Raw genomic sequence first — 23777 nt, 5'->3', positions numbered from 1 at the left:
GAACCTTGACGCGCGCGACCATCCGTTCCGCCGCGTGGAACGCGATCTCCGCGTAGATCCGAATAGAAAGGACTGCTCAGATGCCCGATGACTACGAGGGCCGACTCTTCATCGACGGAGAGTTCAGGGAAGCCCGCTCGGGAGAGCGCTATGACGTCTTTAACCCGGCCGACGAGTCCGTCGTCGGTACGGCTGCCGACGCGTCGGCAGACGACGTGGACGACGCGATCACCGCGGCGCGCCGAGCCGCCGACGAAACCGACTGGGGGACCAACCACGAGTTCCGGCGGCGCTGCCTCGAGCAGCTGCAACTCGGCCTGCGCAAGGAGAGTCAGGAACTCCGCGACGTCGTGACCGCCGAGGCCGGCGTGGTGAGCTCGGTGATCTACACGCACGTCGACTTCTGGATCGACGGCATGGATTACTTCAACGACCTCTGCACGTCCTTTCCGTGGGAAGAGGATCTACCGCCTTATGAGGTGATGGGCATGCCCAGCGCCCACCGGGTGCGGTACGAGCCGTACGGAGTCGTCGGCGCCATCACGCCGTGGAACGCACCGTTCATGACCGGCATCTGGAAGATGCACCACGCATTGGCCACGGGTAACACGGTCGTCCTGAAGAGCGCGCCCGACACGCCACTCACCGCAGCGCTGCTCGCCAAGATCGCCGCAGAGACCACCGACATTCCGGCCGGCGTGATCAACACGCTCAGCGGCGCGGACAAGAGCCTCGTCGGTGACGCGATGACGGCCGACCAACGCATCGACCTCTACCACTTCACCGGCTCGGCCGCCGTCGGCCAGCGCATCGCCGAGCGGGCCGCCAACGGCATCCGCCACACCGTACTCGAACTCGGCGGCAAGTCCGCGAACATCGTCCTGCCCGACGCCAACCTCGACATGGCCTGCGGTATGGGCGTGGCGATGTGCATGTCCAGCAGTGGTCAGGGCTGTGCCCTCGGGACCAGGCTGGTGGTGCACGCCGACATCTACGACGAAGTGCTTGAGCGCCTCACCGGCCAGGTCGGCAGCCTTCCATGGGGTGACCCCAAGGACCCCGCCAACGTGGTGGGTCCGATCATCCGCCTGGAGCAGTTGGAGCGCATGGAGGGTCTGGTGAACCGCGCCGTCGAGGCGGGTGCGCGCCTGCTGTGCGGCGGAAAGCGCGGCGACCGCAACGGCAAGGGCTTCTGGTACGAGCCGACAGTGCTGGCCGACGTCGACGAGAAACTCCGAGATCGCGCAGACGGAGGTCTTCGGCCCGGTTCTCAGCGTCATCCGCTACGAGGGCGACGACGACGAAGCTGTGCGGATCGCCAACAATTCACGGTACGGCCTATCGGGATACGTGCAATCCGGCGACGAGGAGCGCGCATGGGCGGTAGCCCGCAAGCTCAGGGCCGGAACGGTGAACATCAACAACTCGTTCTATCTCGCTCCGGATGCACCCTTCGGTGGCTATGGCATCAGCGGCGACGGCGTCGAGCACGGTATCGCGGGATTCCGCGATTACCTTCGCATCAAGACCATTGCCAGCCCGGTTCACTGACCTTATCTGCAAGGGAAGCACTGCAATGCGGCTGCAAGACAAGGTAATTGCGATCACCGGCTCGGGTTCGGGACTGGGTCGCGAAGCCGCGCTGCTGTTCTCGGCCGAGGGCGCGCAGATCGTCACCAGCGACGTGGTAACCGGCAGGGCACAGCGGGTGGCGCAGGAGGTCATCGACGCCGGGGGCCAGGCAGTGTGGATCGACGCCGACGTGCGGGTCGAGGCGGACATGGAGCGTCTCGTCGCGACGACGGTCGAACGGTTCGGTCGGGTGGACGTGATGTGGGGCAATGCCGGGATCCCGGAGCCGGGGTTCGGCATGACGCCGTTGGCCGAGTCCGAACTCGTCGACTGGAACAACATCTTCGCAGTGAATGTGACCGGCATTTATCTCGCCTGGAAGCACGCGGCGAAGTGGATGATCGCCAACGGCCGAACCGGCACGCTTCTGGCGACCACCTCGGCCGCGGCGTTCACCGCGTACCCGGGATTCCCCATGTACGCGGCGTCAAAAGCGGCGGCGAATGGGCTGGTACGCGCTGCCGCGTTTGAGTTCGGGAAGTTCGGTATACGGGCTATCGGGTTCGCTCCGACGCACGGCATGTCCGTGAACTTCGCGTTGCCCCCGCATGCCGAGGTGCTCGGAAAGTCCTACGAGGAGATGTCGCCCTGGGATCCGGACAAGCGTGCGATGCCGCTTCGACTCAACCGCCCGCCAACGCTGCGGGACAACGCGAACGTGGCGCTCTTCCTCGCATCGGACGAGTCGGAGTACATGTCGGGACAGACCTTGCACTCGGCCGACGGCGGCCAATTCGCCCGCACGTCGATCATCTTCCCGACCGATACCGGGGCATCCGGCGACATCACGGCGGGCGCGATCCCCGACGACGTTCGCGAGCGGATCGACCGCTGAAAGCCTGACGATGGTGGCCCGCCGATCGTGATGTCGGCGGGCCATTTCGTCGTCAGCCGGTGTGCAGCATGAGGCCCTGAGCGTTGAAGAAGAACCCGCCCGCGGTGATCAGTGCACGCTTGGCGCCGTTGACCTGCCGCTCCCCCGCCCGACCCTGAAGCTGATGGACGGCTTCACGGATGTGACCGGACCCCTGCGTGGCGCCCTCTGAAAGCGAACCGCCGTGCGGGTTGACCGGAATCCGCCCATTGATGAGAACCCGGCCCTCGTCCGGCATCCAGTGCCGGCGCAGGAACGGCCCCGCCTCGCCTGGCCCGCACCACCCCGCGTTTTCGATCCAGTTCAGCGCGATCGGCGAGAAACCGTCGTACGGGAAGTAGACATCGATGTCGTCGATCCAGAAGTCGCCCTTGGCCTTTAGGGTTTCGATGACCACGGGTTGACCGTTCGCCCGCAGGCTCGCGGTCTGGTCCTCCTCGTTCGGCGAAACCTGCCCCAGCACAGCTGCATTGATGAGGACCGGCGGCAGCGGTAAGTCACGGGCGCGCTCGGTGGTGGTCACGATGAATGCGTCGGCGCCATCGACGGCGACGTCCATGTCGTACAGGCACAATGGGTCGCGGATCATTCGGGCATTGAGGTAGTCGTCCATCGACATCGGTTCACGCATCGCGGCGGCCGGGTTACGCATGGCATTAGCTCGGGCGTTGAGCGCAACGATGCCGAAATCTTGCCGCTTCGTGTGAAATTCGTAGATGTAGCGCGATGCCCACGCCGTGTAGCCGGCGGCCGCGGCGACCGTATCGGGCCCCGGGTGGGGATCCGAGAGTCCGGGCGTAGCGATACGTCGAAACGGATCCTTCAGCGCTCCGCCGGTGTTCCACGCGGCACGATAGGCCGCGTGATACACCAGCACCGTGTCACACAAACCGGCGTGGACGGCGGCCGCCGCCGTCGCAACGTGATCCACCATCGGGATGAAGGGGTTTCCGAACCACGTCAGCCGCGGCAAGCCGAGTGCCGATTGCAGTTCGCGTGCCGCGGGCCAGCTTCCGCATAGCCCGTCGATGTCGTTCTTCCCTAAACCGCACTGGCGGATCGCTGCGATCGCGGCCTCCGCGGCCAGCGAGGTCTGACTGCGTCCGGAATTCTTCGCGACGAATCCGGTGGTCGCTGCACCGGCAATTGCCACGTTGTCCTTCAGGGCGTTCCTCACGAGGCCGCCCCGCTCAATTCGAAGACCGGAACCGGCATGCCGGCACGTTCGATCCAACCCAGCCGCACCCGCTCGCCGATGCGAATGGCGTCGTTCTCCGCTCCTAACACGGTCGCGGTGAATCGCAACCCCGGCTGCTCGTCCAGTTCTACGGTCACGACCGGGTAGGGCGTCGAGTAGTCGACACCGGGGGCAGGCGGACCCTGGCGCAGGAAGATCGCCATGTAGATGGTGCCATCGCCGGAAACCGGTGCCGACTCGACGTCGAACGACCAGCACTGCGGGCACACGGGTTTGGGTGGGGACTGCCAGCGCTGGCAGGAGCGGCACTTGCCCAGCAAAAGTCGATGATCCAGGCGACCGCGATAATGGTCCGCGTTGTCGTGTGTGATCGTTTGGCCGGGAAAGCGTTTGACCAGATCCTCGTCACTGACCGACATGATGCGCTCCTATCCGAAGCCGATCGATGGATTGACGTTAGAGCGGAATGTCCTGCACCGACCAAGAATGAACGTTATTGGCGTAGAACGAATCCAGATACCCACTCGAGCGATCACTTCTGCCTCAGGCTCTTCTCCGGCTCGAGGGAGACATCCACCGGGGAGTCGATCGTTTGACTCAAGCTGATCACTCTTTTCGATGGTGTAAGCCATTCGGCGGTGAAGGGGGGGTGGAAGGACCCTGTCGTCGAACTCTCGACTATACGCCGTAATGTGGCGCCGCCCAGCCTCTTGCCAGACGGCGGTCACCAAGGCAAGCTTGCCCGTCAATCTCTTGTTCACGGGATGCCTTTCGTTGCGGTCCGCAATTCCTCAGGCCGCTGCGGGGATGAGTTCGGCAACGGCGTCGAGCATCGGCTCTATGGTGTCGACAGTGAACAGCGGCATTCCGACGATCAACCGATCGGCCCCGAGGTCGCGAACCCGCTCGACTGTCGCCCGCTTCACTCGACGCTTGGTCTTGTAAGTGTCCGTGTCGACGTCAAGCCAGAAGCCGCGAGAGTCCATGAAGGTCAGCTGAAGCGAGGCCGGATCGCGGCCGGCTTCTGCGAACCGGCTGCGCAGCTTCGCGATGGACACATCGGCTGTATCGAGCGCTTGCTCGATGCTGGGCAGCCAACCGTCACAGTGGTCGACCAACTGCTCGAAGGCACGTGCGGTTGCACGGCAGCCCAGCAGAATCGGCGGGCCCGGCGCCTGTACCGGCTTCGGGTATGACCAGCACTCGGCGAACTGAATGTGCTCGCCCCCGAACGTAAAACGATCATGTGTCCAGAGTCCGCGCACCGCCGCGAGGACCTCCCCGAAACGGCTCATCCGATACCTCGGATCGATCCCGTGATCGCGCAGCTCCGTCTCGTTCCAGCCGTAACCCACTCCCCACTCGAAGCGCCCGCCGCACAAGACATCAAGGCTGGCGACGGTCTTGGCAAGGTGAAGTGGATCGCCTTGACCTGGCAAAGCGATGCCGGTACCGAGCCGGATAACCCTGGTCCGCGCAGCGATCGCGGCCAACACGACGTAAGGATCCGGGATCCGGCGGTAGAACTCAGGCATTTGGCGAACGAATGCGTGGTCTTCACCGACCGGCAGATGACTGTGCTCACCGAACCAGATCGACTCGATGCCACGCTCCTCTGCCATCACCGCCAGACGGACACAGTCGCGCGGGTCGTCCCATGCCGTCGCCATCAGACCTATTTGCACTACCCGCTCCTCCTCAACGGCAGCCTTCGACTCCGAGCTGATCGGTGCGCAGTCAACGCAAGTCCTCGGCCGACGCGTCCTGCTCGGCGAGCCAGGCGCGGTGTCGGGCGAAATGGCCGACGTCTCGCGCGATCCAGATGCCTGTAGCCGTCGCGAGGACGGCCTCACTCGGCAACAGCACCAATTCGCCCGAAATGAACCACTTTTGCCCGTCGATCTTGTCGATCCACGCGCGCGCTTGCAGCGGGCGCTCGATGGGCACCGGCTTCTTGAAGTTGACCGTGAGTGTCGCGGTGACCGTCAGCTGGTTGTGAGCGATTGGGACGTGGCCCAATATCTCGTCCATCACGGAAGCGGTCCATCCGCCGTGGGCCACGTTCGGCCCACCTTCGTGATCGGGTGGGCACGCGAGGTTCGACGTGAGAACGTCGTCGGTACGCAGTTCCTCCTGCGTTACGCCGAGCCGGCACTCACCGGTCCGCATGCATGCCCCGCAGAGAGCGACTCCGCCTTCTGTGCGAGGCATCGCCTGGAAGTCGGCGCCGACCCACGACCCCAGATCGGACTCCCATGCGGTGTCGCTCATTTGCATCCCTTCCACCCGGGCCTTGTCATGTGACCGTACACCGTACAGTCATACCCGTGACGCCGGCCGGGAACCAGCTGATCCGAATCACTTCTTGGGGCGCGCAGCTCTCGGTTTGCGCCCGGGGGCGGCGCCGCGCGGTGCGGCCAGACGGGCACGTAGTCCCTCGATGATGGTGTCGACCCCGTAGCTGAAGAAGTCCCGGCCGTGCAACCCGGCGAGGTGCGGTCTGAGCTCGACGATGGTGTCCTCCAAGTCGGGTGGGTCGAGGTCGTCCTCGAACTCGATGACCTGATACCGCCCGAACAGGTAGGTGTGGATCATCGCGTACGACAAGAAAACCTCGGGCCCCTCGAAGCCGGCGCTCATCAGGATCTACATGATGCCGTTCATCAGCCGTCGATCTGTGCTCCGCATCCGCTCCAACAGGATGGTCGCTATACCCGGATGACGTGCAGCTGCGCGTCGATCCCGTCGATGACCGCACGAAGTCGCTCATCCCATGGGCCGGAATCCGGATCGGGTATCTCCACGCGCGACAGGAGCTTGCCGGCCACGAGATCCAGCAGTTCCCGCTTGTCGGAGACGTACCAGTAGGCGGCCATCGCCGAACGCTTCAGCTGACGCGATAGCCGACACATCGACAGGGCTTCCAGCCCCTCGGCGCGAATGATCTCGAGGGCGGCCGCGACGATCTGTTCTTCGGTGAGCGCCGGGGGCTTGTTGCGAGCCGCGGACCGACGCGCTTCAGCGGTTGACCGACTGTTCTCGGCTATCGCAGGCTCCGATCCTCCGGTGACGTCGGTTCAGATACTAACGTCACCTCGCCTGGCCGACGAGGAGCTTGACAAGGCCGTCAACGGCACCACGCGGTAGTGATCAGCATCACCTTACAGTGTAATGTGGTCTAAGCGATTGCCGGATCTGAGCATCGCCTCAGGCCGGCGTCGCGTCGAGCCGACACGCGAGCGAACCAGGAGTGCGATGCCCGACCTCACTCTGTCCGACATATGCAGTGAACACCGGCGACGGTATCCGGACCGCCTGGCGGTGATCGACGGGCCGGTTCGGTACACCTGGCCGCAATTCGACAACCGCGTCAATCAGGCCGCGCGACTGCTCGTGCACCACGGCGTTGGGCGCGGCGACCGGGTGCTGTGGCTTGCGCAGAACTCGTCCAGATTTCTCGAGTTGATGATCGCATGCGCCCGCCTCGGGGCGATGATCTGCCCGGCCAACTGGCGGCAGTCGGGCCACGAACTCGCCTTCGTCATCGACGACTTCGACCCGAAGATCATCGTGTGGCAGGAGGAGGAAATCGCGCCTCAGGTCGCCGAAGCGCGCACCCTCGCCGGCGGGTCCGCGGTCTGGATCCGACACGACTCCGACGATGCCGACGGCTATGACCGCCGTGTTGCCGAGTTCGCCACGGATCCAGTGGAATCCGAGGCCGACCCGCACGACGCCCTCCTCGTCATCTACACCGCCGCCATCATCGACCGCCCAGCCGGATCGATGCTCTCCCAGCGCAATTTGACGACGATGGCGATGCTCACAGGCAGGGTTACCGAAACCGACCACTCGAGCGTGTTCGTGAACTCCGGCCCACTATTCCACATCGGCAACTTCCAGTTCGATTCGCTTCCTACGTTCGTCATGGGAGGAACGAACGTCTATGTCCGCCGGGTGGACGAAGCGGAGTTGCTAAGACTCATCGAGGCGGAGAAGGTCACGTCGGCCTTCCTGATGCCCCCTACGATCATCAAGATGCTGGAACTCAACAAGGAGGCCGAACACGACATCAGCTCGCTGCGCCCCGGTCCGTTCGCTCCCGTGTGGGGCGACGCGTTGCCCCCAGACGACCGCCTGTGGGCACAGCACACCGGCGGGTTCGGTCAGACCGAGGTCTCCGGCCTGGCCCTGCTCAACGCGTGGGGCACGTCCGGGATCGGCAATTCCGGCCGGCCTTCCCCGCTATGCCAGGTGCGCATCGTGGACGCCGAGGGCAACGAGGTACCCGACGGCATACCCGGCGAGATAGCGATCCGCGGTGACACCGTTCACCTCGGATACTGGAACCGGCCGGCGACCAACGCGGCGCGAATGCGCAACGGCTGGTGGCACACTCGCGATCGAGGGCGTCGCGAGGCGGACGGCACCATCGAATTCATGGGCACGCTGACGCGCATGATCAAGTCGGCGGCCGAGAATATCTATCCGCCCGAGGTCGAGTTCTGCCTGGCCGCGCACCCGGCCGTCAAGCAGGCGGCGATTATCGGGGTGCCCGATCCGACGTTCACGCAGTCGGTCAAGGCGATCGTGGTCCTCGAGGAGGGGCGGACGCTCACCGCCGCAGAGATCATCGAACACTGCCGTGAACGCATCGCGTCATACAAGAAGCCGAAGTTCGTCGAGTTCGTGGAGGTGATCCCGACCGTGAACGGGGTGACCGATTACGACGCGCTCGACGCGGCCTACGGCGGCGGCGGCTATCCGGGCGGCGCCAACGTCGCGCGGTAGGAGACGCCACCTGCTCGCAGAGCGATTGGCCAGACCGTGATCTGCTAAGACAGCACCTCGATGAGAGTCGAGTCGGCTTCGCCAACCATGAAAGTTTCAGCTGCTTCGAGGTAGCGACGCCAATGGCGTTGCGCGGCTTCGAAGTCGCCGTCTGAGAGCAGTTTGACCAGACGGGCGTATGCGCGCTGGGCCTGTTTGTTCACGGTGCTGCTGGATCCGCGCGGGTGCGACGCGATGAACAACGCGTTGTGCGCGTCGATGATGTGGAACAGCATCTTGCTCAGCTCCGCCAGCGTCATGTTACCGGTCGCCTCGACGATGGCGGAGTGGATCTTGAGATCGTGCGCTGCGAAAGCGTCGTCGTCATCGACAAGTTCCTCGGCCTCGGCCGCCAATTCCCCGAGCGTGCGAATGGCGGACCTGCGCTTGGAGCCACCCAACATCCCCACCGCGGACACCTCGATCTCGGTGCGCGCCTGGTACACGTCGGTCAGCGGGGTGCCCTGGTACTGCAGGAGGATTCCCATGTAACGTGCGGCGACCGCCCCGTCAGGCTCCAGCACGCGTCCGCCACCGCGTGCCCCCCGCAGGACCGTGATGATCGCCTCGGACTCCAGGATCCGGAAAGCCTCACGCAGCGTTGGCCGGGAGACACCAAATTGCTGCATCAGGATGGCTTCGTTCGGGAGTAGTTCGCCCGGCTTCAGCTCACCGGTGACGATCTGGCGCCGAAGGGTTGCTGCCACCAGTTCACTGGCCTTCGGAATTTTGACGATCGTGGACTTCTTCATCGCGTCACACCGTTCCTCGTCGCCACAGACACCAGCACCGCCTACCCGATAGGAATGAGTCCATCTATCGGAATCATTTGATTGATTGTAATCTGATGACCATATCGCGCGCGTTCTGGCCAATGCGGCTGCCGCGTGGAGATGCCAGTTTCCGCGCCGGATACGGAAAGTCCACCAGGTGACCTGTGACTTTGATCTGCGGGTGCGTCGAGCGCAATGGCGCCGCTTGGGCCAGACCTTAGTTCTACTCGCCTACGTGGGCGGTATCGCCGCTCACCGGGTGCTCCTCATCTGCCCACGTACTTCGGTGGGCGCTTTTCTTGCATGGCCGCCAACGCCTCCGCCGCGTCCTCGGTCGCAGCGACCACCGCGAAGTGCGACGAGATGAGATCCAGTGCCGTGCGCCGGTCGACGTCGGCGGACTGGTAGGTGGCGCGTTTGATCATGCGGACGGTCACCGGGGCGTGCTGGGCGATCGACTGCGCGAACTTCACCGTCTCCTCTTCCAGGGTTTCCGGAGTGGCCAAACGGTTGACGAGTCCGATGCGAAGCGCCTCGTGGGCGTCGATGAAGTCCCCCGTCAAGAGCAACTCAAGGGCCTTGGACGTACCCACGATGCGCGGAAGATAGTAGGCGCCGCCGTCGCCGGGGGTCAATCCGACCCTGACGTAGCCCTCGGACACTCTCGCCGACATCGACATGATGCGCATATCGCACATCAGAGCCATGTCGAGACCTGCGCCTACCGCGACGCCGTTGATCGATGCGATCACCGGCTTGTCCAGATCCGCGAGTGTGTGAGCAATCTGATGGATCTCGTCGTGGAGTTGGCTCTTGCGCTGCAGGGGCGTCAGGTTGGGATTGGCGTTTGAGATGGAGGAGAGATCGACGCCCGAACAAAAGGCCTTGTCCCCCGTGCCGGTGAGGACCAGCACCCGCACCTCGTCGTCGTGCTTGGCAGCCCGTAGCAGTTCAGCCCACTCGCGGATCATCTCGAAAGTGAATGCGTTGCGCGCTTCGGGCCGGTTGAGCCGAATGGTGCCCACGCCGTCGCGCACCGACCATTGCAGTTCGTCCAACACGAGCCTCCTCCAGACCGGAGTCCTGTCGACAGAACTCCACTCGTCCACCGGGCACTAAATTAGTTAACATTTTTGCCGTTATAGGGCGCTCCATGACCGATGCGTCACCTACGGAGGGGCTAGCCGCGGGATTCACGCGGGACCGGGTGTAGATCACGCCGACCTGGTTTGCCGAGGCAGTGAGCAAGCCGCAAGCTACGCGCGCGACCGCCACGGCCAAACACGCGGGTCATGCCGAACATACGGCACAGCGCGGCGAGCTGCGGGCGCGAGCGGTGACCGACGAAGATCACTCGAGCAATTCGTAGATCGTGGCGTTCGCCGTTCCGCCGCCCTCGCACATGGTCTGAAGGCCATAGCGGCCACCCGTGCGACGCATGTGGTGGATCAAGGTCGTGGCGAGCCGCGCGCCCGAGCAGCCCAGCGGGTGGCCCAACGCGATCGCGCCACCAACGGGGTTGAGCTTGTCGCGGGACACGCCGGTATCCGCCTGCCACGCCAGCGGAACCGGGGCGAACGCCTCATTCACCTCGAAGAAGGCGATGTCGCCGAGATCCAAGCCGGAGCGCTTCAGGGCCAGCTGCGTCGCCGGTATGGGTCCGGTCAGCATCTTCACCGGGTCGTCGCCGGTGCAGACCGCGGTGTGCACGCGCGCGAGTGGCGTCATGCCGAGTTCGGCGGCCCGTTCCGACGTGGTGATGAGCACGGCGGCGGCCCCGTCGGAGATCTGTGATGCGTTGCCCGCCGTGATCTTTCCGCCGTCGAGGAACGGCGCTTTCAGCGTGGCCAGCTTCTCCACCGTCGACCCGCGCCGGATTCCCTCGTCAGCGATGACGTCGCCGGCCGCTGTGCGCACGGCAACGATCTCGTCGACGAAGAGCCCGTCGTCCTGCGCCGCCGCCGCACGCTCATGCGATTCGACCGAGTACTCGTCGAGCTGGGTACGGGACAGCCCGTACTGTTCGGCGATGAGTTCGGCGCCCGCCCCCTGGTTGAACCTTCCGTTGAAGCCCGGCGCCGTCAGCTCGGACGCGTACCGTTCGACCGCGGGCCCGCCCATGTCGCCGGTACCGGGGACGGTGGCGGCGCCCATCGGCACGTTGGACATCATCTCCACGCCTCCGGCGACGACGATGTCGGCCTGCCCGGACACCACAGCCGCCGCCGCCGTCGAGATGGCCTGCTGAGACGAGCCGCACTGCCGGTCCACCGTGAAGCCCGGCACCGATTCCGGCCATCCGGCGGCGAGCACCGCCATGCGACCGATGTTTCCGGACTGCTGGCCGATGCTGATGACGTTCCCCCAGTGCACATCCTCGACGAGCGCGGGATCCAGCCCCGCGCGCGCGATGAGTTCGTTGAGTACGGTGGCCGAGACTTCGACGGCATGCAGGCCCGCCAGACCGCCGTTGCGCTTGCCTATCGGTGTCCGCACCGCGGCGGCGATGACCGCATCTCGCATCGCAAATCCCTCTCTTTGCCAAATCAGTTGAATTTATTAGATACTTTGTACACCACCTTGGGCGCCCAGCACCGGGTGAGTTACCTTCTGAATAAGTAAACGGTTTAGCTGCCGCTTAACGACTGGTTGGGATGTACCGGATGACGAGTGCCTTGGTGCCGCCTTTCCGCGCGCTGCCACCCGAAACGGAGGGCCTGCGCACCGAGGTGCGGCAGTACATCCACGACGACCGTGCCCAACACGGCTGGACGCCGCGGGTCGACTCGTGGATCGCCTCGTGGGATCCCGGGTTCAGCCGCCGACTCGGCGCCAGGGGATGGCTGGGCATGACGTTTCCCCGCGAATACGGGGGAGGCGGATTCGGCCACGTCGAACGATTCGTCGTGATTGAGGAACTCCTCGCCGCCGGCGCCCCGGTGGCCGCGCACTGGGTCGCCGACCGCCAAGCGGGACCATCGCTCCTGAAGTACGGGAATGAGCAGCAGCGGCAGCGCTACCTGCCGGCCATCGCCCGCGGCGAGTGTTATTTCGCGATCGGCATGAGCGAGCCGGAGTCCGGGTCCGACCTGGCCAGTGTGAAGACGCGCGGCGTTCGCGTCGATGGCGGGTGGGAGCTGACCGGCACCAAGGTGTGGACTTCGGGCGCACACCACGCTCACGCGTTCGTCGTGCTGGCCCGCACGTCCGAACTCGACGTCGCGAAGCGTCATGAGGGGCTCAGTCAGTTCGTGGTCCCTCTGGACTCCCCCGGCCTCGACATCCGGCCGATCAGGCTGCTCAGTGGGGCGCATCACTTCAACGAGGTGGCATTGTCGAAGGTTTTCGTGCCCGATGAGATGGTGCTCGGCGATATCGGGGACGGCTGGGCGCAGGTCACCTCCGAGTTGGGATTCGAACGCAGCGGGCCCGAGCGCATCCTTTCCACCCAACCGCTGCTCGAGGCGCTTGCCCGCACTTTCAAGAGCGACATGCATCGGGAGTATCCCTGGGCGGCTTCCGATCTCGGTGATCTGGTGTCCCAGCTTGCGACCCTGCGGCAGATGTCCGCTTCGGTGGCCGCCGCGTTGAGCCGCGGCGAGCCGGTTGGGATCGCCGCCGCGGTCATCAAGGATCTCGGCACGCGCTACGAGGGCGCGGTGGTGGACACGGCCAGCGCTGCGGCAGTCGTGCGCCCGGGCGTGCACGCGGACGACGACGTGGCCCGGCTGCTGGCCGAGGGCATCCTGCATGCTCCCGGCTTCACGCTTCGGGGAGGAACCAACGAGATCCTCAGCGGCGTCGTCGCACGCGGTTTGGGGCTGCGATGACGACGGCGACCGACGACGCCGACCTGCTCGCGGTTCGCAAACTGGCCGATGACATTCTCGCGTCGAGCACCGAGCCCCTGCTCGACGTGCAGCGCGTGGATCTCGAGTACAGCCCTGAACTCTGGAGCACGCTGACCGGCGCCGGCCTGACTCTGTTGACCACGCCGGAAGCGCGCGGGGGCGCCGGCGCGAGTCTGCGGGAACTAGCGGTGGTGCTCGAGGCGTGCGGGTACCACGCGGCCCCGGTCCCGCTGGCCGAGCACGACCTGTTGGCATCGTGGCTAGTGGGTATCGCTGACCTGCCCGCAGATTTTGGCGTCATGACGGCTGCGGTGACCGATCAGCAGCTGCGCGAGCGCCGGCTCACCGCCGTGCTCGACGATGTGCCCTGGGCCGGTGCCGCAGAGGCGCTCGTCGTCGCCGGCGACGGGTTTATCGCCAAGGTCCCACTGGCAGCGGCTCGGATCGACCCGGTCCTCGACATCGCCGGCCAGCCGGGCGGTCGGGTGCACATCGATATTCAGCTTGAGCCCGAGTGGTGCATCGAGGTGGCGGGGTCGCCGGCGCAAGAGTTCCGCCTGCGCGGCGCGCTGGCGCGGTCGGTGCAGACATGCGGGGCGCTTTCACGTGCGCTCGCATTGACATGTGAGCACGCCCAGCAGCGTGAACAGTTCGGCCGGCCCATCGCGAAATTCCAGGCGGTGCAGGCACTCATCGCCAGCGCCGCGAGTTCGATCGCGCTGGCGAAGACGGCCTCGGAGTTTGCCGTCGAAGCCGTGACCGCCCACGGCTTCGATACCCCACCCGGCGTGTTCGCGGTGTCCATCGCGAAGATCGAAGCCGCCCGCGCCGCCACGTTGGTGGCGCGCAACGCGCATCAGGTACACGGTGCGATCGGGTTCACCCTCGACCACCGGCTACGCCACTTCACCTCTCGGGCACTGGCGTGGCGCGCGGAGTTCGGGGTGCAGCGGCAATGGCAACACCGTCTCGGCGAACTGGTGCTCGAATCACCCGACGGCGTATGGGAAGTCGTCACCGCACTGAGCAGCGGCGTCTTCTAGTCCGACCAACAACGTAGTCAGCTAGTCATCTGGAACCGGAGGAATCGTGCGCAGAGACATCTTCGAACCCGAACACGACGAATTTCGAGCGACCGCCAGGGCGTTCTTCGAAACCAGCTGCGTGCCCCACGTCGAGGAGTGGGAGCAGCGCGGCTACACCGATCGAGAGCCGTGGCTGGAAGCCGGCAAGCTTGGGCTGCTCGGCTGGGAGGTGCCCGAGGAGTACGGCGGCATGGGCATCAAGGACTTCCGCTACAACGCGATCGTCAACGAGGAGTTCTGGCTCACCGGAAGCGTCGGGCTGGGATTGGGTGTGCAGAACGACATCCTCGCCGGCTATTTCACCGAGCTGACCACCGACGAGCAAAAGAAGCGCTGGCTGCCCGGTTACGTCACGGGTGAGCTGATCACCGCGATCGCGATGTCGGAACCCGGCGCCGGCTCTGACCTCGCCAACATCAAGACTTCGGCGCGCCGCGACGGCAGCGACTTCATCGTCAACGGCGCGAAGACGTTCATCTCCAACGGGCTGCTTGCCGACCTCGTCGTCGTCGCCTGTCGCACCAATCCCGACGCCGACAAGCCGCACAAGGGTTTGAGTCTCATCATCGTGGAGAGCGGAATGCCCGGATTCGAACGCGGCCGCAAGCTCGACAAGATCGGTCAAAAGTCCGCCGACACAGCCGAACTCATCTTCACCGACGTTCGGGTGCCCGCCGAGAATCTGCTCGGCGAAGAGGGCAGAGGCTTCTACCATCTGATGCGGAACCTGCCCGCCGAACGCCTCGGTATCGCAATCCACGCGGCGGCGGCGGCTCGACGGGCCCTGGATCTCTCCGTTCAGTACGCGCGCGATCGCAAGGCCTTCGGTCACCCGATCGGCACCTTCCAGGTGAACCGGCACGCGATCGCCCAGATGCGGACCGAGTTGGACGTCATGCAGACCTATATCGACAAATGCGTCATGGCGGTCAACAGTGGCGATCTCAGCGCCGACGAAGCAGCCGGAGCGAAGTGGTTCGCGACCGAGACACAGTGGAAGATCATCGACCGGTGCCTGCAGCTGCACGGCGGCTATGGCTACATCAACGAGTACGAGATCGCGCGCCTGTGGCGCGACTCTCGCGTTCAGCGGATCTACGGCGGCACCAACGAGATCATGCTCGACATCGTTGGCAAGGGGCTGGGATTCTGACGGGTGGCCGCGACGCGGTCGTCGTGGCGACCGCTCATACTCAGATCGGCCGGGCCTTCAAGGGCTCACTCGTGGACGAACGCGCAGACGAACTGTGCGTCACCGCCATTCAGGCCACGATGGCGCGCGCATAGTCTGAATACGAGATCGGGTGTCGCAGGTATCGCTGTACTCCCATTCAGTAATTCTTGATTGTGGCTGGGAGAGTTCCAATCTCGAAGATAGGGCCGGCTTCGGAAGGCTCCGTGATGTGTCCCCACATTTGACGCCCGGCCTGCTCTGCCGGCATGGGCTCGCCGCGGCTGATGCTGTCCCTGGTTGCACCGGCCGCGGGGCAGTCTCGGGGGTCGACCTCGGCGATGTGGTGCACGCCGGGCGATTCGACCAGGCCAAGCCGGAAGCCAATCACCCGCGGACCGACTCCTCGACGCTTGCGCTCGAGTGCAACTGTGCGTACCCACATCTCGATGCCCGCCTTGGACGCGCTGTAGAACGACGCACCTTCCATCGGGATCTTGGCCGACAGTGACGACACCATCGCCAAGGTCGATTCGAGTCCCGGAGACACCGCCTCGAGGAAGGCATTGCCCAGCCACAGCGCCGCAGCGTGATTGGCGATCAGATGTTCGCGCACGCGCCCCTTATCGACCTCGCCGGCGTACCCGTAGGGTCCTTCCATGAATGCGTTGTGAACAAAGACGACCCGGCTGCCATCGAACTGCCTGAGTTCCTTCGCCATGCTCTCCGCGGCACGTTCCCAGTCATCTGGCACGGACAGATCGAGCGGAATGTTCTCAAGCTGTCCAGCGGTTCCGCGAGACATGTTGATGACGCGTGCGTCCGGATACGGGACTGTGCTGGCCAGGCCGGCTCCGACGCCCTTCGTGGCACCGGAGATCCACACGACGGTGTCGGCCCGACGTTTGCCATTCACGCTCATTGGTTGCGCACTCCCACGGTCAGGTCCCGCGGACGCAATACCGGCAGAACGTCATCGCGACCAAACCACGAAGGCGCGGGATGCGAGCCAGCCGGCGGCCTGGCCCAGTCCACCCATGGCCCCCAGTCCTGCCTGGTCATCTTGCTCGCGTGGTCAGGGTCATGCGCGGCCGCGGCAGCGGCGTACCGTTCGGCCGCCTTGCGCGCCTCGGGCAGGATCCACCAGTCCTCTTCCGAACGCCACTTCCCATCACCGGCGTACTGAATCACTTGCACCGAGGGAAAGCCGATCGGGGCACCCCCGGGCTCAGGGTTGTCCGCCCAATTCTCAACCTCGTAGACGACCCGGTCCCCGTCGATGTTGTACCACTTCAGCGGCGTGTAGATCTGCGGCACGGCCGCCATCGCACCCTCGACCCACACCTTGATCTCTGCCGGTCCCCGGAACCAGCCCCAAAAGTGTTCGCGGTAGACGGCGTCATCGGTGAACAACGCCGCCCAGGACGCCCAATCCTCGAATACCGGCCCGGTCATGTAGTACGTCTTGAACGCAGCCTCGACTTCGTCGCGAGTAAACATCCTGCAGCACAACCCTTCCCAATTTTCGTACGGCTATGGCGCCGCCCGTATAGCGTTGTTACTATAGCGCTGATATATGGATTGGCAAACTGTACTGATCATCTGGAGGAGCCGATCGTGACAGCTGCGCGAGCCAGGCACGCCCGAGCCCCCCTCAGCAGGGACGCCGTTGTCATGGCGGCGTTGCGGATCACTCACGAAGAAGGGCTCTCGGCGCTTACCGTGCGGCGGTTGTGCGCCGAGCTGTCGGTCGGAGCGCCGACCGTCTATTACCACGCGGGCAGCATGCAGGAGCTGTACGAATTGGTCAGTGACGCTGTCATAGCTCAGATCGAGGTTCCCCTCGAGGGTAGCTGGCAAGACAGGGTGATCGACCTTGTCGCGCGGACCCGCGCCATCTTCGCCCGCCACCCCGGAGTTGCCGCCTTCGTCAACGGTCATCACCCTCTGCCAGCGGCGATCGGACTCGCCGACGCAACCATAGGCATACTCCTCGAGGAGCTCGACCACTCGACAGCCTTGACCGCCTACCACGTCATCACCGTCTACAACATGGGGCAGATGCTCATCGACGGTGCAGAGACGGCGTCGAAAGGGCGGCCTGTCAATCCCACGTTCCTGCCCCACGGAAAGTCGCCCGCGCGCTATCGCTCCTTATCAGAGGTCCGTTCGGTAACAGGACATCTCGACCCTGGAGATACCCACTTGCAGGGCTTGCGCTGGATCCTGTTCGGCGCCCGACACAATTCGCGACTCCCCGAAGAGGAAGGCACATTAACTGGTGACTGAATCAAACGCGCGCCGAGACGAGCTCATTGGGGTTGCATGGGAACCATGGCATCTGTTCAGCGAGGGCAAAATTGACGAAGGCCTGAGTCTGCTGTCCGATGACGGAACGTTCTGGGAAGTGTCCAGCCGCGAGTCGCGCCCCATGCCTGAGATGAAAACCTTTATCGCGCAATTGCTCTCGATCGTTCCGATTCGCTTCACCTTGATCGATGCGATCGTGGAGGGCAACCGGGCCGTGCTCCTGGCGGAGAGCGAGGGCCACATCGACGCCAACGAGTATTACCGGAACGCGTACTCCTTCGTCGTGCGGGTCGATCCCGCCTCCGGGCAAGTCGTCTCAGTACGCGAATACAGTGACACATTGCATGGCTTCAAAGTTCTGGTGCCCGTTCTGCGGCGGGCAAGCATCGCAAGAAATGAAACCTCGGCGTCGGCCGAGGTCATCGAGAGCTGAGGGAGCCATGACGGAAGTGCGTTTCGATGGCCAGGTCGTGATCGTGACGGGCGCCGGACGAGGTATGGGCAGAGCGCATGCGCTGCTATTGGCCGAACGCGGAGCCACTGTCGTGGTGAACGACGTGGGAAGCGGCATGCACGGCAGCGGCAGCGATACTGGCCCGGCGGACGACGTCGTCGCCGAGATCCAAACCAGGGGCGGCAACGCGATCGCGAATTTCGACGATGTGTCGACGTCTCGCGGATGCGATGCGCTGGTTGCGGCGGCGGTCTCCGAATTCGGACGGGTGGACGCGGTGCTGCACAACGCGGGGGTGTTCACGTTCACCCCGCTGGCGCAAATTCACGACGGCACCTGGGACCATATCCGCAGCGTCTCGCTAGACGCGTCGCTGTTCCTGACTCGCGCAGCGTGGCCGCACTTCGTCGCGCAGGGCGGCGGGTCGGTTCTCTACATCTCTTCCGGAGCCGGCCTGTACGGGTCGCCGACACTCGCGCATTACGGTGCGGCCAAGACCGGAATGATGGGTGTGGCCCGCGTGGCCGCCCACGAGGGCGCTTCGGCCAACATCCGCGCCAACGTGCTCGCCGTCGGTGCGCATACCCGGATGACCGCCCATATGCTGAAGGACAGCCCCAACCTGGAGAAGTTCTGGGAGAACTATTATCGCCCGGAGCTGGTCAGTGCCGCGGCGGCGTGGCTGGTTCACCCCGACTGCACGGCGAACGGCCGGTTTTACGAGGCGATGGGCAGCCGAGTAGCGAGGTTCGACTACGTCGAGTCACGCGGTCTGTGTCACCTCGATCTCACAGTCGACGATGTGCGCGACCACTTCACAGAGATCGATGAATTCGGAGACCTCGGGAGCAGCCACGTGTTCGAGGACCAGGTCGCCTACGGCGAGTTCCTCATGAAACTTCATATCGAAATGGGCGCCACGCCGCCGGAACCCGACGCCGTTATGCCGCAAAAAGTGTGAACCTCGGGAAACCCGAGCTTCACCATCTGGAAGCGGCTGTTATGGCGATGAGAATTCATGAATATGGAGTCTCAAGGGCGTCGGCATGATCAGTTTTCTCGAGCACCTGCCGGTCTGATGGGGGCTCATTCGAGCAGGTCGACGACTGAACCCGCGACCCCGGAGCTGCGCAACCGGGCGCTGGTCGCAAGAATATGCTTGCGCCACAGCGCTTCCGCCCCGGCCGCGTCCTTATCCGCGATGAGTTCGACGACCTTCGCGTGAGTGCGGGTGGCCGCCGCCGCACTGGCGGCCGACGAAGGACTCGAACCGCCGTTGTCATCGACGTAGCTCTGCGTCGCGAGCTCGATGATGTGGCGGATCACATCGCTGAGGACCGCGAGCGTCTGATTTCCCGCCATGTCGATGACCAACCGGTGGAACTCGTTCTGCAGTTCGAGCAGGTGCCCGGGGTCCACGTTCACGTCGCGCTCGGCGGTCACCGCTTCGCGCAGGCGTTTCAAGTCGTCGGCGCTCCGATTGCGCGCGAGCATCGCAACACAGGGTCCCTCGATGGCCGCGGCTGCGGTGAACACGTCCGCGGTCGTCGCCTGGCGGTACTCCAGCAGCAGTCCGGCGTAGTGAGCGGCCTTCTGCACGCGCGGCACGCTTACCTCGATGCCGCCGCGCGAGCCTCGTTTGACGACGACGAGTGACTCGGATTCGAGCACCCTGATCGCCTCGCGTAGCGTGGGCCTTGAAACGCCGAACTGGTTGAGCAAATCTGCTTCACTAGGCAGCACGTCCCCCTCGGTGAGCTCGCCGCGGATGATTCTGCGGCGCAGCTGGCGTGCGATGACGTCCGCAGCGCGTCCGACGGGCTCGCCATCGCCCTTTACCTTCACCGGCATCGCTCTACTTTAAACACCCGGCTCTTGATCGATGGGTAGGCAGGGCGGCTCTGAGCAGCGCGCCCCTCCGGTCCATCGCCTCAGTGGCGGGCTTCAGCCGCGTACCGCCGTCAATCCCTCCCACAGCGCGTCGATGATTTCCCGCTGGGCGGCCGGCGACGGCGGTTGCCGGCCCGGGGCCCGGATAGTCCGCATGTACATGACGCCGATCAGCGCATCTGCCGCCCATCGGACGTCCGCATCGGGCGGTAAAAGCCGCTCCCGTACGGCGCTTTCCAACAGACCCACGAGCCGCTTACCCGCCTTGGCGATCACCTTGTCCTGGAATGCGGCGTAGAGCTCCGGGTGCCGCGGAGCGTCCGCGATCAGGCGCAGCTGAATAGACAGCATCTCCGGTGCCATGACCCTACCCAGGTGCGCGACGATGGCGTCGAGCTCGGCTCGCACGCCGGCCTCCGGTCGCGGCCGCGGCCACTCGATGAGCCGCTCCAGCGTGTCGAGAATCAACGCATCCCGATTCGGCCACCGCAGCAGCAGGCTCGGGCGGGCGACTCCCGAACGGCGCGCGACGCCGCGCATGCTGAACCCCTCGAACCCGCGCGCGGCCAGTTCCTGCTTGGCCGCGGCGTAAACACGGTTTTCCGTCGACGGATCGCGGGGCCGCCCCGGAGCCGATACCGGGTGGACGTCCATGTCAGGCTCCTGGCTATTTCAGCAAGGCCAGCCCGTTGTCGCGCAAGAATTCCCGGCGACGCGTCTCGTCGAGACCCTCGACCTTTAGATACATCTCGGCCGGCTCGCGCAGCCCCTCGGCGTGCGGCCAGTCGGACCCCATGACAAGGGCCTCGGTTCCGCCGAGCGCCTCGACGAGCTTGACCGTGTCGTCCTCGGGGTAGGGCACGACGTTGACGTGTCGCTTGAAGATCTCGCTGGGCCGTTCGGTGAGTGGCCCTCCGAGCCACGGGCCCAGCCGCGCCATGCCGCGACTCTTGTCCATGTGGCTGATGAAGTGAGGAATCCACGCTGCACCGTGCTCGCTGACCAGAACCCGAATGTCGGGGAACCGCCCGAAGAGGTTGTCGAAGATCAGCGCTGACAGGGTGTCGGTGATCGGCCGCTCACCGTAGGTGTTCTGCCACTGCCAGGCGGAGAACTGGAACGGCGGCCCCATCTTCCAGCCCCACTGCGAAGCGACGTGCTCCTGATAATGATTCTCCGAAATGTGATAGCAAATCACCGCTTTCGCTTCGTTGATGCGAGCCCAGAAGGGGTCGAAGTACGGGTCACCGGGACTACGGCCGTACGCCGGTCCGGTGCACAGGTAGATGAAACGCGCTCCGGCATCGAGGACCCGATCGAGCTCGGCGACCGCGCGGTCGAGGTCGCGCAGCGAGTTCAGCGCCGGCGCATAGATGGTGTCTTTGTAGTTGAATCCCCAGTCCTCGTCGATCCACTTGTTGAACGACTCGAAGTTGTCATACAGCGGATCGATGCCGTCGAGGAAGGGCTCCGCCAGCAGCGCCCAGCCGCCCGGATACATGATGGACCGCTCGATCTGTTGCTCAGCGAGCTGTTTGATCCGCGCGTCTCTGTCGAGGTACTCGATCTGGACCGGCTCGAAGAACCGTTCGGCGTCGGCGGCGTTACCCGACGCTCGCTGCTTGAGCATCTCGACCAGAGAGCCCGGAACGTAGGCCTTGTCCGGGTCGGTCTCGAACGCGGTGACGATGCGCTCGTTGGCGAGAAGCGCCTTGCCGCCGGTCGGGGTATCGATCAGATGCACCGCGGTGTCGAGCTTCTCCTTGGGCATGAATCTGGTGAAGCAGTCCTTGGCCTCGTAGGAGTGCTGATCGAAGTCGACCAGTTTGTAGGGCAGTGGTCCGACGGTGTCCTGTATCAAGGCCATGTCAATTCTCCATCCTTAACGTGTCGCTTAATAATATACCGCATTGGTATGTAATCACGCCAGACCTTACTTCGGCAGCAGCGCGCTCAGTCCGTACGCTGATCGACGGCGGTCCCGGCCTCTTGACGGACATACCTGACAAGTCCGTCGGCTATCGCTCGACGTTGGCGCAACACATCACCCTGAGCCCCGTTGGTGAGCGGCACGGACAGCGCTCGTTTCCAATAGTTGACAAGTGCGTCGAAAGAAACTTAGCCTGGCAAAACGCCGCCTGAGCCGCGATCGGCGACGCATGTTGAGCAGAACTCACTACTACGAACTGAGGGACGGATCATGGGTAAGTTGGACGGCCGCGTTGCATTCATCACCGGCGCTGGCCGCGGCCAGGGACGCGCTCATGCCGTCCGCCTGGCCGAAGAGGGTGCTGACATCATCGGCGTCGACGTCTGCGCCGACCTTCCTACCGTCCCGTATCCGCTCGCCTCACGGGACGATCTCGAGCACACCGCGAAGCTCGTCGCCGAGGCCGGGACACGCGTCGTGACCAAAGTTGCCGACGTGCGGGACATCAACGCGTTGCGCACTGCGTTCAATGAGGGTGTGGCGGAACTCGGTGGGCGCATCGACATCGTGGTGGCCAACGCGGGAATCATGCACTTCGGCGACGTGGATGAGAACCACGAGGACGACGACGCGTCGTGGGAACTCGCAGTCGCCGTCCTGCTGGGCGGGGTGCGCAACACCATCAAGGTGGCCAGGCAGCCCTTGATCGACGGCGGGCGCGGCGGTTCGATTATCATCACCAGCTCAGCAGCCGGACTCAAGGGCATGTCCGACGGAAACGGCGGCCCGGACGGCTACGTGGCGTCCAAGCACGGCGTCGTCGGGCTCATGCGAACCTACGCCAACCTCCTTGCCCCGCACAATATTCGGGTAAACACCATCCATCCGACCGGTGTGATGACTCCGATGATCATGAATGAGTCATTCGTCGCGTGGGTGGCAACCCACCCAGAGATCGCCGACCGGATGACCAACCCGATGCCGGTGCCCGCACTCGACCCCAGGGACGTCAGTCACACCGTAGCCTTCCTCGCTTCCGACGAGGCGAAGTACATCACCGGCGTGACGCTGCCCGTCGACGCCGGCTTCAACGCCCGGTTGTAATTCCTGCGAACTGCAACCGATATGGCGGGGACTTCGCCGTACCCGCCATGCCGCGGTGACCGCAACATCAAGCCTGCAAACCTGCAGTGAGCATGGCCGCGAGTTCGCGGTACGCACTCGCATCGTCGAGGCCCACCTCGTGGCGAACCGCACCCCGCTGTATCCGGACCATCATCGTGGCGGCCATGTCGGCGGCGAACGCCGCGTGGACCGGTCGAAACTCGCCGGCCGCAACGCCTTCGCCGATAAGTTCCGAGACCCGTCGTGTCGCGATGCGCGTGTTTCTGGCGTACACCTCCCGAGCCGCCGCGTGGGAGTTGACGTCCGCCATGAACGCGTCTGATGCGACATCCAGGGCGGCGCCCACGGCGGACAGGTAGGCGGTGATCCGATCGCGTGCGCCCGTCGCGCCGGCGACCTCGCGTTCGACGTCCTCGGTAGCCCGGCGGAAGAAGTGGACGACGACGGCTCGGATGAGCTGCTCGCGACTGTCGACCAATTTGTAGAGCGTCGACTTCGAGCAACCGCAATGCGTTGCGATGTCGTCCAGGGTGACCTCGATGAATCCGCGACTGAGGAACATCTCCACGACGGCCTCGAATAGCTCGGCGCGACGATCGATGTTTGAAGGAGGCCTGCCGGTCACGACTGAATGATACTGCGAAAGGCACTATA

The 23777-nt window shown here is 64.5% G+C and carries 25 protein-coding genes; 10 read left to right on the top strand and 15 right to left on the bottom strand.

Annotation, left to right across the window (positions count from 1 at the left end; translation table 11 throughout):
- Nucleotides 1-80 precede the first annotated feature (80 nt).
- Nucleotides 81-1598 (top strand): aldehyde dehydrogenase family protein, encoded by a 1518-nt coding sequence (locus tag AC5Y5E_RS17145; RefSeq protein WP_499904026.1) that lies wholly within the window; start codon nucleotides 81-83, stop codon nucleotides 1596-1598.
- Nucleotides 1577-2467: an SDR family NAD(P)-dependent oxidoreductase gene (locus tag AC5Y5E_RS17140; protein WP_067921681.1), complete on the top strand. Its 891-nt coding sequence runs from the start codon at nucleotides 1577-1579 to the stop codon at nucleotides 2465-2467. Before AC5Y5E_RS17145 ends, AC5Y5E_RS17140 begins: the two co-directional genes overlap by 22 nt.
- A gap of 52 nt (nucleotides 2468-2519) precedes the next feature.
- Here the strand turns inward: AC5Y5E_RS17140 and AC5Y5E_RS17135 are convergent, their stop codons facing one another.
- The 6 genes from AC5Y5E_RS17135 to AC5Y5E_RS17110 all read right to left on the bottom strand — a co-directional run bounded on the left by AC5Y5E_RS17135 (nucleotide 2520) and on the right by AC5Y5E_RS17110 (nucleotide 6580).
- A complete protein-coding gene (locus AC5Y5E_RS17135) occupies nucleotides 2520-3740 on the bottom strand; it encodes a thiolase C-terminal domain-containing protein (RefSeq protein ID WP_499904025.1) in 1221 nt (406 codons plus the stop codon).
- The gene (locus AC5Y5E_RS17130) at nucleotides 3680-4123 is read right to left on the bottom strand and encodes a Zn-ribbon domain-containing OB-fold protein (RefSeq protein ID WP_426629006.1); all 444 of its coding nucleotides are present in this window, start codon (nucleotides 4121-4123) and stop codon (nucleotides 3680-3682) included. The genes AC5Y5E_RS17135 and AC5Y5E_RS17130 overlap by 61 nt, the downstream gene beginning before the upstream one ends.
- 372 nt (nucleotides 4124-4495) lie before the next feature.
- Nucleotides 4496-5374 carry a TIGR03619 family F420-dependent LLM class oxidoreductase gene (locus tag AC5Y5E_RS17125; RefSeq protein ID WP_499904024.1) on the bottom strand — a complete coding sequence of 293 codons (879 nt, stop codon included), beginning with the start codon at nucleotides 5372-5374 and terminating at the stop codon, nucleotides 4496-4498.
- Between the two features lie 67 nt (nucleotides 5375-5441).
- Nucleotides 5442-5975, bottom strand: coding sequence for a PaaI family thioesterase (locus AC5Y5E_RS17120; protein ID WP_142274852.1), 534 nt, complete (start codon nucleotides 5973-5975; stop codon nucleotides 5442-5444).
- A gap of 87 nt (nucleotides 5976-6062) precedes the next feature.
- Complete coding sequence (locus tag AC5Y5E_RS17115; protein ID WP_499904023.1) at nucleotides 6063-6344, bottom strand: hypothetical protein; 282 nt, start codon at nucleotides 6342-6344, stop codon at nucleotides 6063-6065.
- Between the two features lie 68 nt (nucleotides 6345-6412).
- Nucleotides 6413-6580, bottom strand: a complete 168-nt coding sequence (locus AC5Y5E_RS17110) for a hypothetical protein (RefSeq protein ID WP_499904022.1) — start codon at nucleotides 6578-6580, stop codon at nucleotides 6413-6415.
- 379 nt (nucleotides 6581-6959) lie between these two features.
- On the opposite strand from AC5Y5E_RS17110, the gene AC5Y5E_RS17105 reads away from it, so the two are divergent.
- Entirely contained in the window at nucleotides 6960-8495 is a 1536-nt protein-coding gene (locus tag AC5Y5E_RS17105) for an AMP-binding protein (protein ID WP_083169425.1), read from the top strand.
- Nucleotides 8496-8539: 44 nt separating this feature from the next.
- On the opposite strand, the gene AC5Y5E_RS17100 is transcribed toward AC5Y5E_RS17105, so the two are convergent.
- The 3 genes from AC5Y5E_RS17100 to AC5Y5E_RS17090 form a co-directional block, all read right to left on the bottom strand.
- Nucleotides 8540-9286 carry a FadR/GntR family transcriptional regulator gene (locus AC5Y5E_RS17100; protein ID WP_083169427.1) on the bottom strand — a complete coding sequence of 249 codons (747 nt, stop codon included), beginning with the start codon at nucleotides 9284-9286 and terminating at the stop codon, nucleotides 8540-8542.
- Nucleotides 9287-9573: 287 nt separating this feature from the next.
- The gene (locus AC5Y5E_RS17095) at nucleotides 9574-10365 is read right to left on the bottom strand and encodes an enoyl-CoA hydratase/isomerase family protein (protein WP_083169651.1); all 792 of its coding nucleotides are present in this window, start codon (nucleotides 10363-10365) and stop codon (nucleotides 9574-9576) included.
- Nucleotides 10366-10657: 292 nt separating this feature from the next.
- A complete protein-coding gene (locus AC5Y5E_RS17090) occupies nucleotides 10658-11830 on the bottom strand; it encodes a thiolase family protein (protein ID WP_067920423.1) in 1173 nt (390 codons plus the stop codon).
- 140 nt (nucleotides 11831-11970) lie between these two features.
- Between AC5Y5E_RS17090 and AC5Y5E_RS17085 the strand changes: the two genes are divergently transcribed.
- Genes AC5Y5E_RS17085 through AC5Y5E_RS17075 form a run of 3 tightly spaced genes read left to right on the top strand, consistent with a single transcriptional unit; the run spans nucleotide 11971 to nucleotide 15396 of the window.
- Nucleotides 11971-13137 carry an acyl-CoA dehydrogenase family protein gene (locus AC5Y5E_RS17085; protein WP_499904021.1) on the top strand — a complete coding sequence of 389 codons (1167 nt, stop codon included), beginning with the start codon at nucleotides 11971-11973 and terminating at the stop codon, nucleotides 13135-13137.
- On the top strand, nucleotides 13134-14201 hold the full coding sequence (locus tag AC5Y5E_RS17080) for an acyl-CoA dehydrogenase family protein (RefSeq protein ID WP_426629011.1): 1068 nt from the start codon (nucleotides 13134-13136) through the stop codon (nucleotides 14199-14201). The genes AC5Y5E_RS17085 and AC5Y5E_RS17080 overlap by 4 nt, the downstream gene beginning before the upstream one ends.
- 46 nt (nucleotides 14202-14247) lie before the next feature.
- Nucleotides 14248-15396, top strand: coding sequence for an acyl-CoA dehydrogenase family protein (locus AC5Y5E_RS17075; RefSeq protein WP_499904020.1), 1149 nt, complete (start codon nucleotides 14248-14250; stop codon nucleotides 15394-15396).
- Nucleotides 15397-15574: 178 nt separating this feature from the next.
- Here AC5Y5E_RS17075 and AC5Y5E_RS17070 read toward each other — a convergent pair whose 3' ends face one another.
- Entirely contained in the window at nucleotides 15575-16336 is a 762-nt protein-coding gene (locus AC5Y5E_RS17070; RefSeq protein WP_067920429.1) for an SDR family NAD(P)-dependent oxidoreductase, read from the bottom strand.
- Entirely contained in the window at nucleotides 16333-16914 is a 582-nt protein-coding gene (locus AC5Y5E_RS17065) for a nuclear transport factor 2 family protein (RefSeq protein WP_067920431.1), read from the bottom strand. Before AC5Y5E_RS17065 ends, AC5Y5E_RS17070 begins: the two co-directional genes overlap by 4 nt.
- A 174-nt stretch (nucleotides 16915-17088) precedes the next feature.
- Between AC5Y5E_RS17065 and AC5Y5E_RS17060 the strand changes: the two genes are divergently transcribed.
- Genes AC5Y5E_RS17060 through AC5Y5E_RS17050 form a run of 3 tightly spaced genes read left to right on the top strand, consistent with a single transcriptional unit; the run spans nucleotide 17089 to nucleotide 19139 of the window.
- Nucleotides 17089-17703, top strand: coding sequence for a TetR/AcrR family transcriptional regulator (locus AC5Y5E_RS17060; RefSeq protein ID WP_067920433.1), 615 nt, complete (start codon nucleotides 17089-17091; stop codon nucleotides 17701-17703).
- On the top strand, nucleotides 17696-18157 hold the full coding sequence (locus AC5Y5E_RS17055) for a nuclear transport factor 2 family protein (protein WP_158086183.1): 462 nt from the start codon (nucleotides 17696-17698) through the stop codon (nucleotides 18155-18157). The genes AC5Y5E_RS17060 and AC5Y5E_RS17055 overlap by 8 nt, the downstream gene beginning before the upstream one ends.
- Nucleotides 18158-18194: 37 nt before the next feature.
- The gene (locus tag AC5Y5E_RS17050; RefSeq protein ID WP_499904019.1) at nucleotides 18195-19139 is read left to right on the top strand and encodes an SDR family NAD(P)-dependent oxidoreductase; all 945 of its coding nucleotides are present in this window, start codon (nucleotides 18195-18197) and stop codon (nucleotides 19137-19139) included.
- 125 nt (nucleotides 19140-19264) lie between these two features.
- Here AC5Y5E_RS17050 and AC5Y5E_RS17045 read toward each other — a convergent pair whose 3' ends face one another.
- From AC5Y5E_RS17045 to AC5Y5E_RS17035, 3 genes are all read right to left on the bottom strand, one after another.
- On the bottom strand, nucleotides 19265-20029 hold the full coding sequence (locus AC5Y5E_RS17045) for a FadR/GntR family transcriptional regulator (RefSeq protein WP_083169441.1): 765 nt from the start codon (nucleotides 20027-20029) through the stop codon (nucleotides 19265-19267).
- A gap of 93 nt (nucleotides 20030-20122) precedes the next feature.
- Nucleotides 20123-20722 (bottom strand): TetR/AcrR family transcriptional regulator, encoded by a 600-nt coding sequence (locus AC5Y5E_RS17040; protein ID WP_067920440.1) that lies wholly within the window; start codon nucleotides 20720-20722, stop codon nucleotides 20123-20125.
- A gap of 13 nt (nucleotides 20723-20735) precedes the next feature.
- Entirely contained in the window at nucleotides 20736-21935 is a 1200-nt protein-coding gene (locus tag AC5Y5E_RS17035) for an amidohydrolase family protein (protein ID WP_067920442.1), read from the bottom strand.
- Between the two features lie 333 nt (nucleotides 21936-22268).
- Between AC5Y5E_RS17035 and AC5Y5E_RS17030 the strand changes: the two genes are divergently transcribed.
- Nucleotides 22269-23102 carry a mycofactocin-coupled SDR family oxidoreductase gene (locus AC5Y5E_RS17030; RefSeq protein WP_083169445.1) on the top strand — a complete coding sequence of 278 codons (834 nt, stop codon included), beginning with the start codon at nucleotides 22269-22271 and terminating at the stop codon, nucleotides 23100-23102.
- Nucleotides 23103-23169: 67 nt separating this feature from the next.
- Here AC5Y5E_RS17030 and AC5Y5E_RS17025 read toward each other — a convergent pair whose 3' ends face one another.
- Nucleotides 23170-23748 carry a TetR/AcrR family transcriptional regulator gene (locus AC5Y5E_RS17025; protein WP_264052609.1) on the bottom strand — a complete coding sequence of 193 codons (579 nt, stop codon included), beginning with the start codon at nucleotides 23746-23748 and terminating at the stop codon, nucleotides 23170-23172.
- Nucleotides 23749-23777: the final 29 nt, after the last annotated feature.

It is taken from the genome of Mycobacterium sp. NGS54 (assembly GCF_059812465.1).
Note: the sequence above shows the minus strand (reverse complement) of the source record. Positions and strands in the feature narration are given on the sequence as shown.

What these genes read in the sequence shown, in the direction of transcription:
- AC5Y5E_RS17145 (WP_499904026.1), top strand. Translation starts at nt 81, where the DNA reads ATGCCCGATGACTACGAGGGCCGACTCTTCATCGACGGAGAGTTCAGG.
- AC5Y5E_RS17140 (WP_067921681.1), top strand. Translation starts at nt 1,577, where the DNA reads ATGCGGCTGCAAGACAAGGTAATTGCGATCACCGGCTCGGGTTCGGGA.
- AC5Y5E_RS17130 (WP_426629006.1), bottom strand. Translation starts at nt 4,123, where the DNA reads ATGTCGGTCAGTGACGAGGATCTGGTCAAACGCTTTCCCGGCCAAACG.
- AC5Y5E_RS17125 (WP_499904024.1), bottom strand. Translation starts at nt 5,374, where the DNA reads ATGGCGACGGCATGGGACGACCCGCGCGACTGTGTCCGTCTGGCGGTG.
- AC5Y5E_RS17120 (WP_142274852.1), bottom strand. Translation starts at nt 5,975, where the DNA reads ATGAGCGACACCGCATGGGAGTCCGATCTGGGGTCGTGGGTCGGCGCC.
- AC5Y5E_RS17115 (WP_499904023.1), bottom strand. Translation starts at nt 6,344, where the DNA reads ATGAGCGCCGGCTTCGAGGGGCCCGAGGTTTTCTTGTCGTACGCGATG.
- AC5Y5E_RS17110 (WP_499904022.1), bottom strand. Translation starts at nt 6,580, where the DNA reads ATGGCCGCCTACTGGTACGTCTCCGACAAGCGGGAACTGCTGGATCTC.
- AC5Y5E_RS17105 (WP_083169425.1), top strand. Translation starts at nt 6,960, where the DNA reads ATGCCCGACCTCACTCTGTCCGACATATGCAGTGAACACCGGCGACGG.
- AC5Y5E_RS17100 (WP_083169427.1), bottom strand. Translation starts at nt 9,286, where the DNA reads ATGAAGAAGTCCACGATCGTCAAAATTCCGAAGGCCAGTGAACTGGTG.
- AC5Y5E_RS17090 (WP_067920423.1), bottom strand. Translation starts at nt 11,830, where the DNA reads ATGCGAGATGCGGTCATCGCCGCCGCGGTGCGGACACCGATAGGCAAG.
- AC5Y5E_RS17085 (WP_499904021.1), top strand. Translation starts at nt 11,971, where the DNA reads ATGACGAGTGCCTTGGTGCCGCCTTTCCGCGCGCTGCCACCCGAAACG.
- AC5Y5E_RS17080 (WP_426629011.1), top strand. Translation starts at nt 13,134, where the DNA reads ATGACGACGGCGACCGACGACGCCGACCTGCTCGCGGTTCGCAAACTG.
- AC5Y5E_RS17070 (WP_067920429.1), bottom strand. Translation starts at nt 16,336, where the DNA reads ATGAGCGTGAATGGCAAACGTCGGGCCGACACCGTCGTGTGGATCTCC.
- AC5Y5E_RS17065 (WP_067920431.1), bottom strand. Translation starts at nt 16,914, where the DNA reads ATGTTTACTCGCGACGAAGTCGAGGCTGCGTTCAAGACGTACTACATG.
- AC5Y5E_RS17060 (WP_067920433.1), top strand. Translation starts at nt 17,089, where the DNA reads ATGGCGGCGTTGCGGATCACTCACGAAGAAGGGCTCTCGGCGCTTACC.
- AC5Y5E_RS17045 (WP_083169441.1), bottom strand. Translation starts at nt 20,029, where the DNA reads ATGCCGGTGAAGGTAAAGGGCGATGGCGAGCCCGTCGGACGCGCTGCG.
- AC5Y5E_RS17040 (WP_067920440.1), bottom strand. Translation starts at nt 20,722, where the DNA reads ATGGACGTCCACCCGGTATCGGCTCCGGGGCGGCCCCGCGATCCGTCG.
- AC5Y5E_RS17035 (WP_067920442.1), bottom strand. Translation starts at nt 21,935, where the DNA reads ATGGCCTTGATACAGGACACCGTCGGACCACTGCCCTACAAACTGGTC.
- AC5Y5E_RS17030 (WP_083169445.1), top strand. Translation starts at nt 22,269, where the DNA reads ATGGGTAAGTTGGACGGCCGCGTTGCATTCATCACCGGCGCTGGCCGC.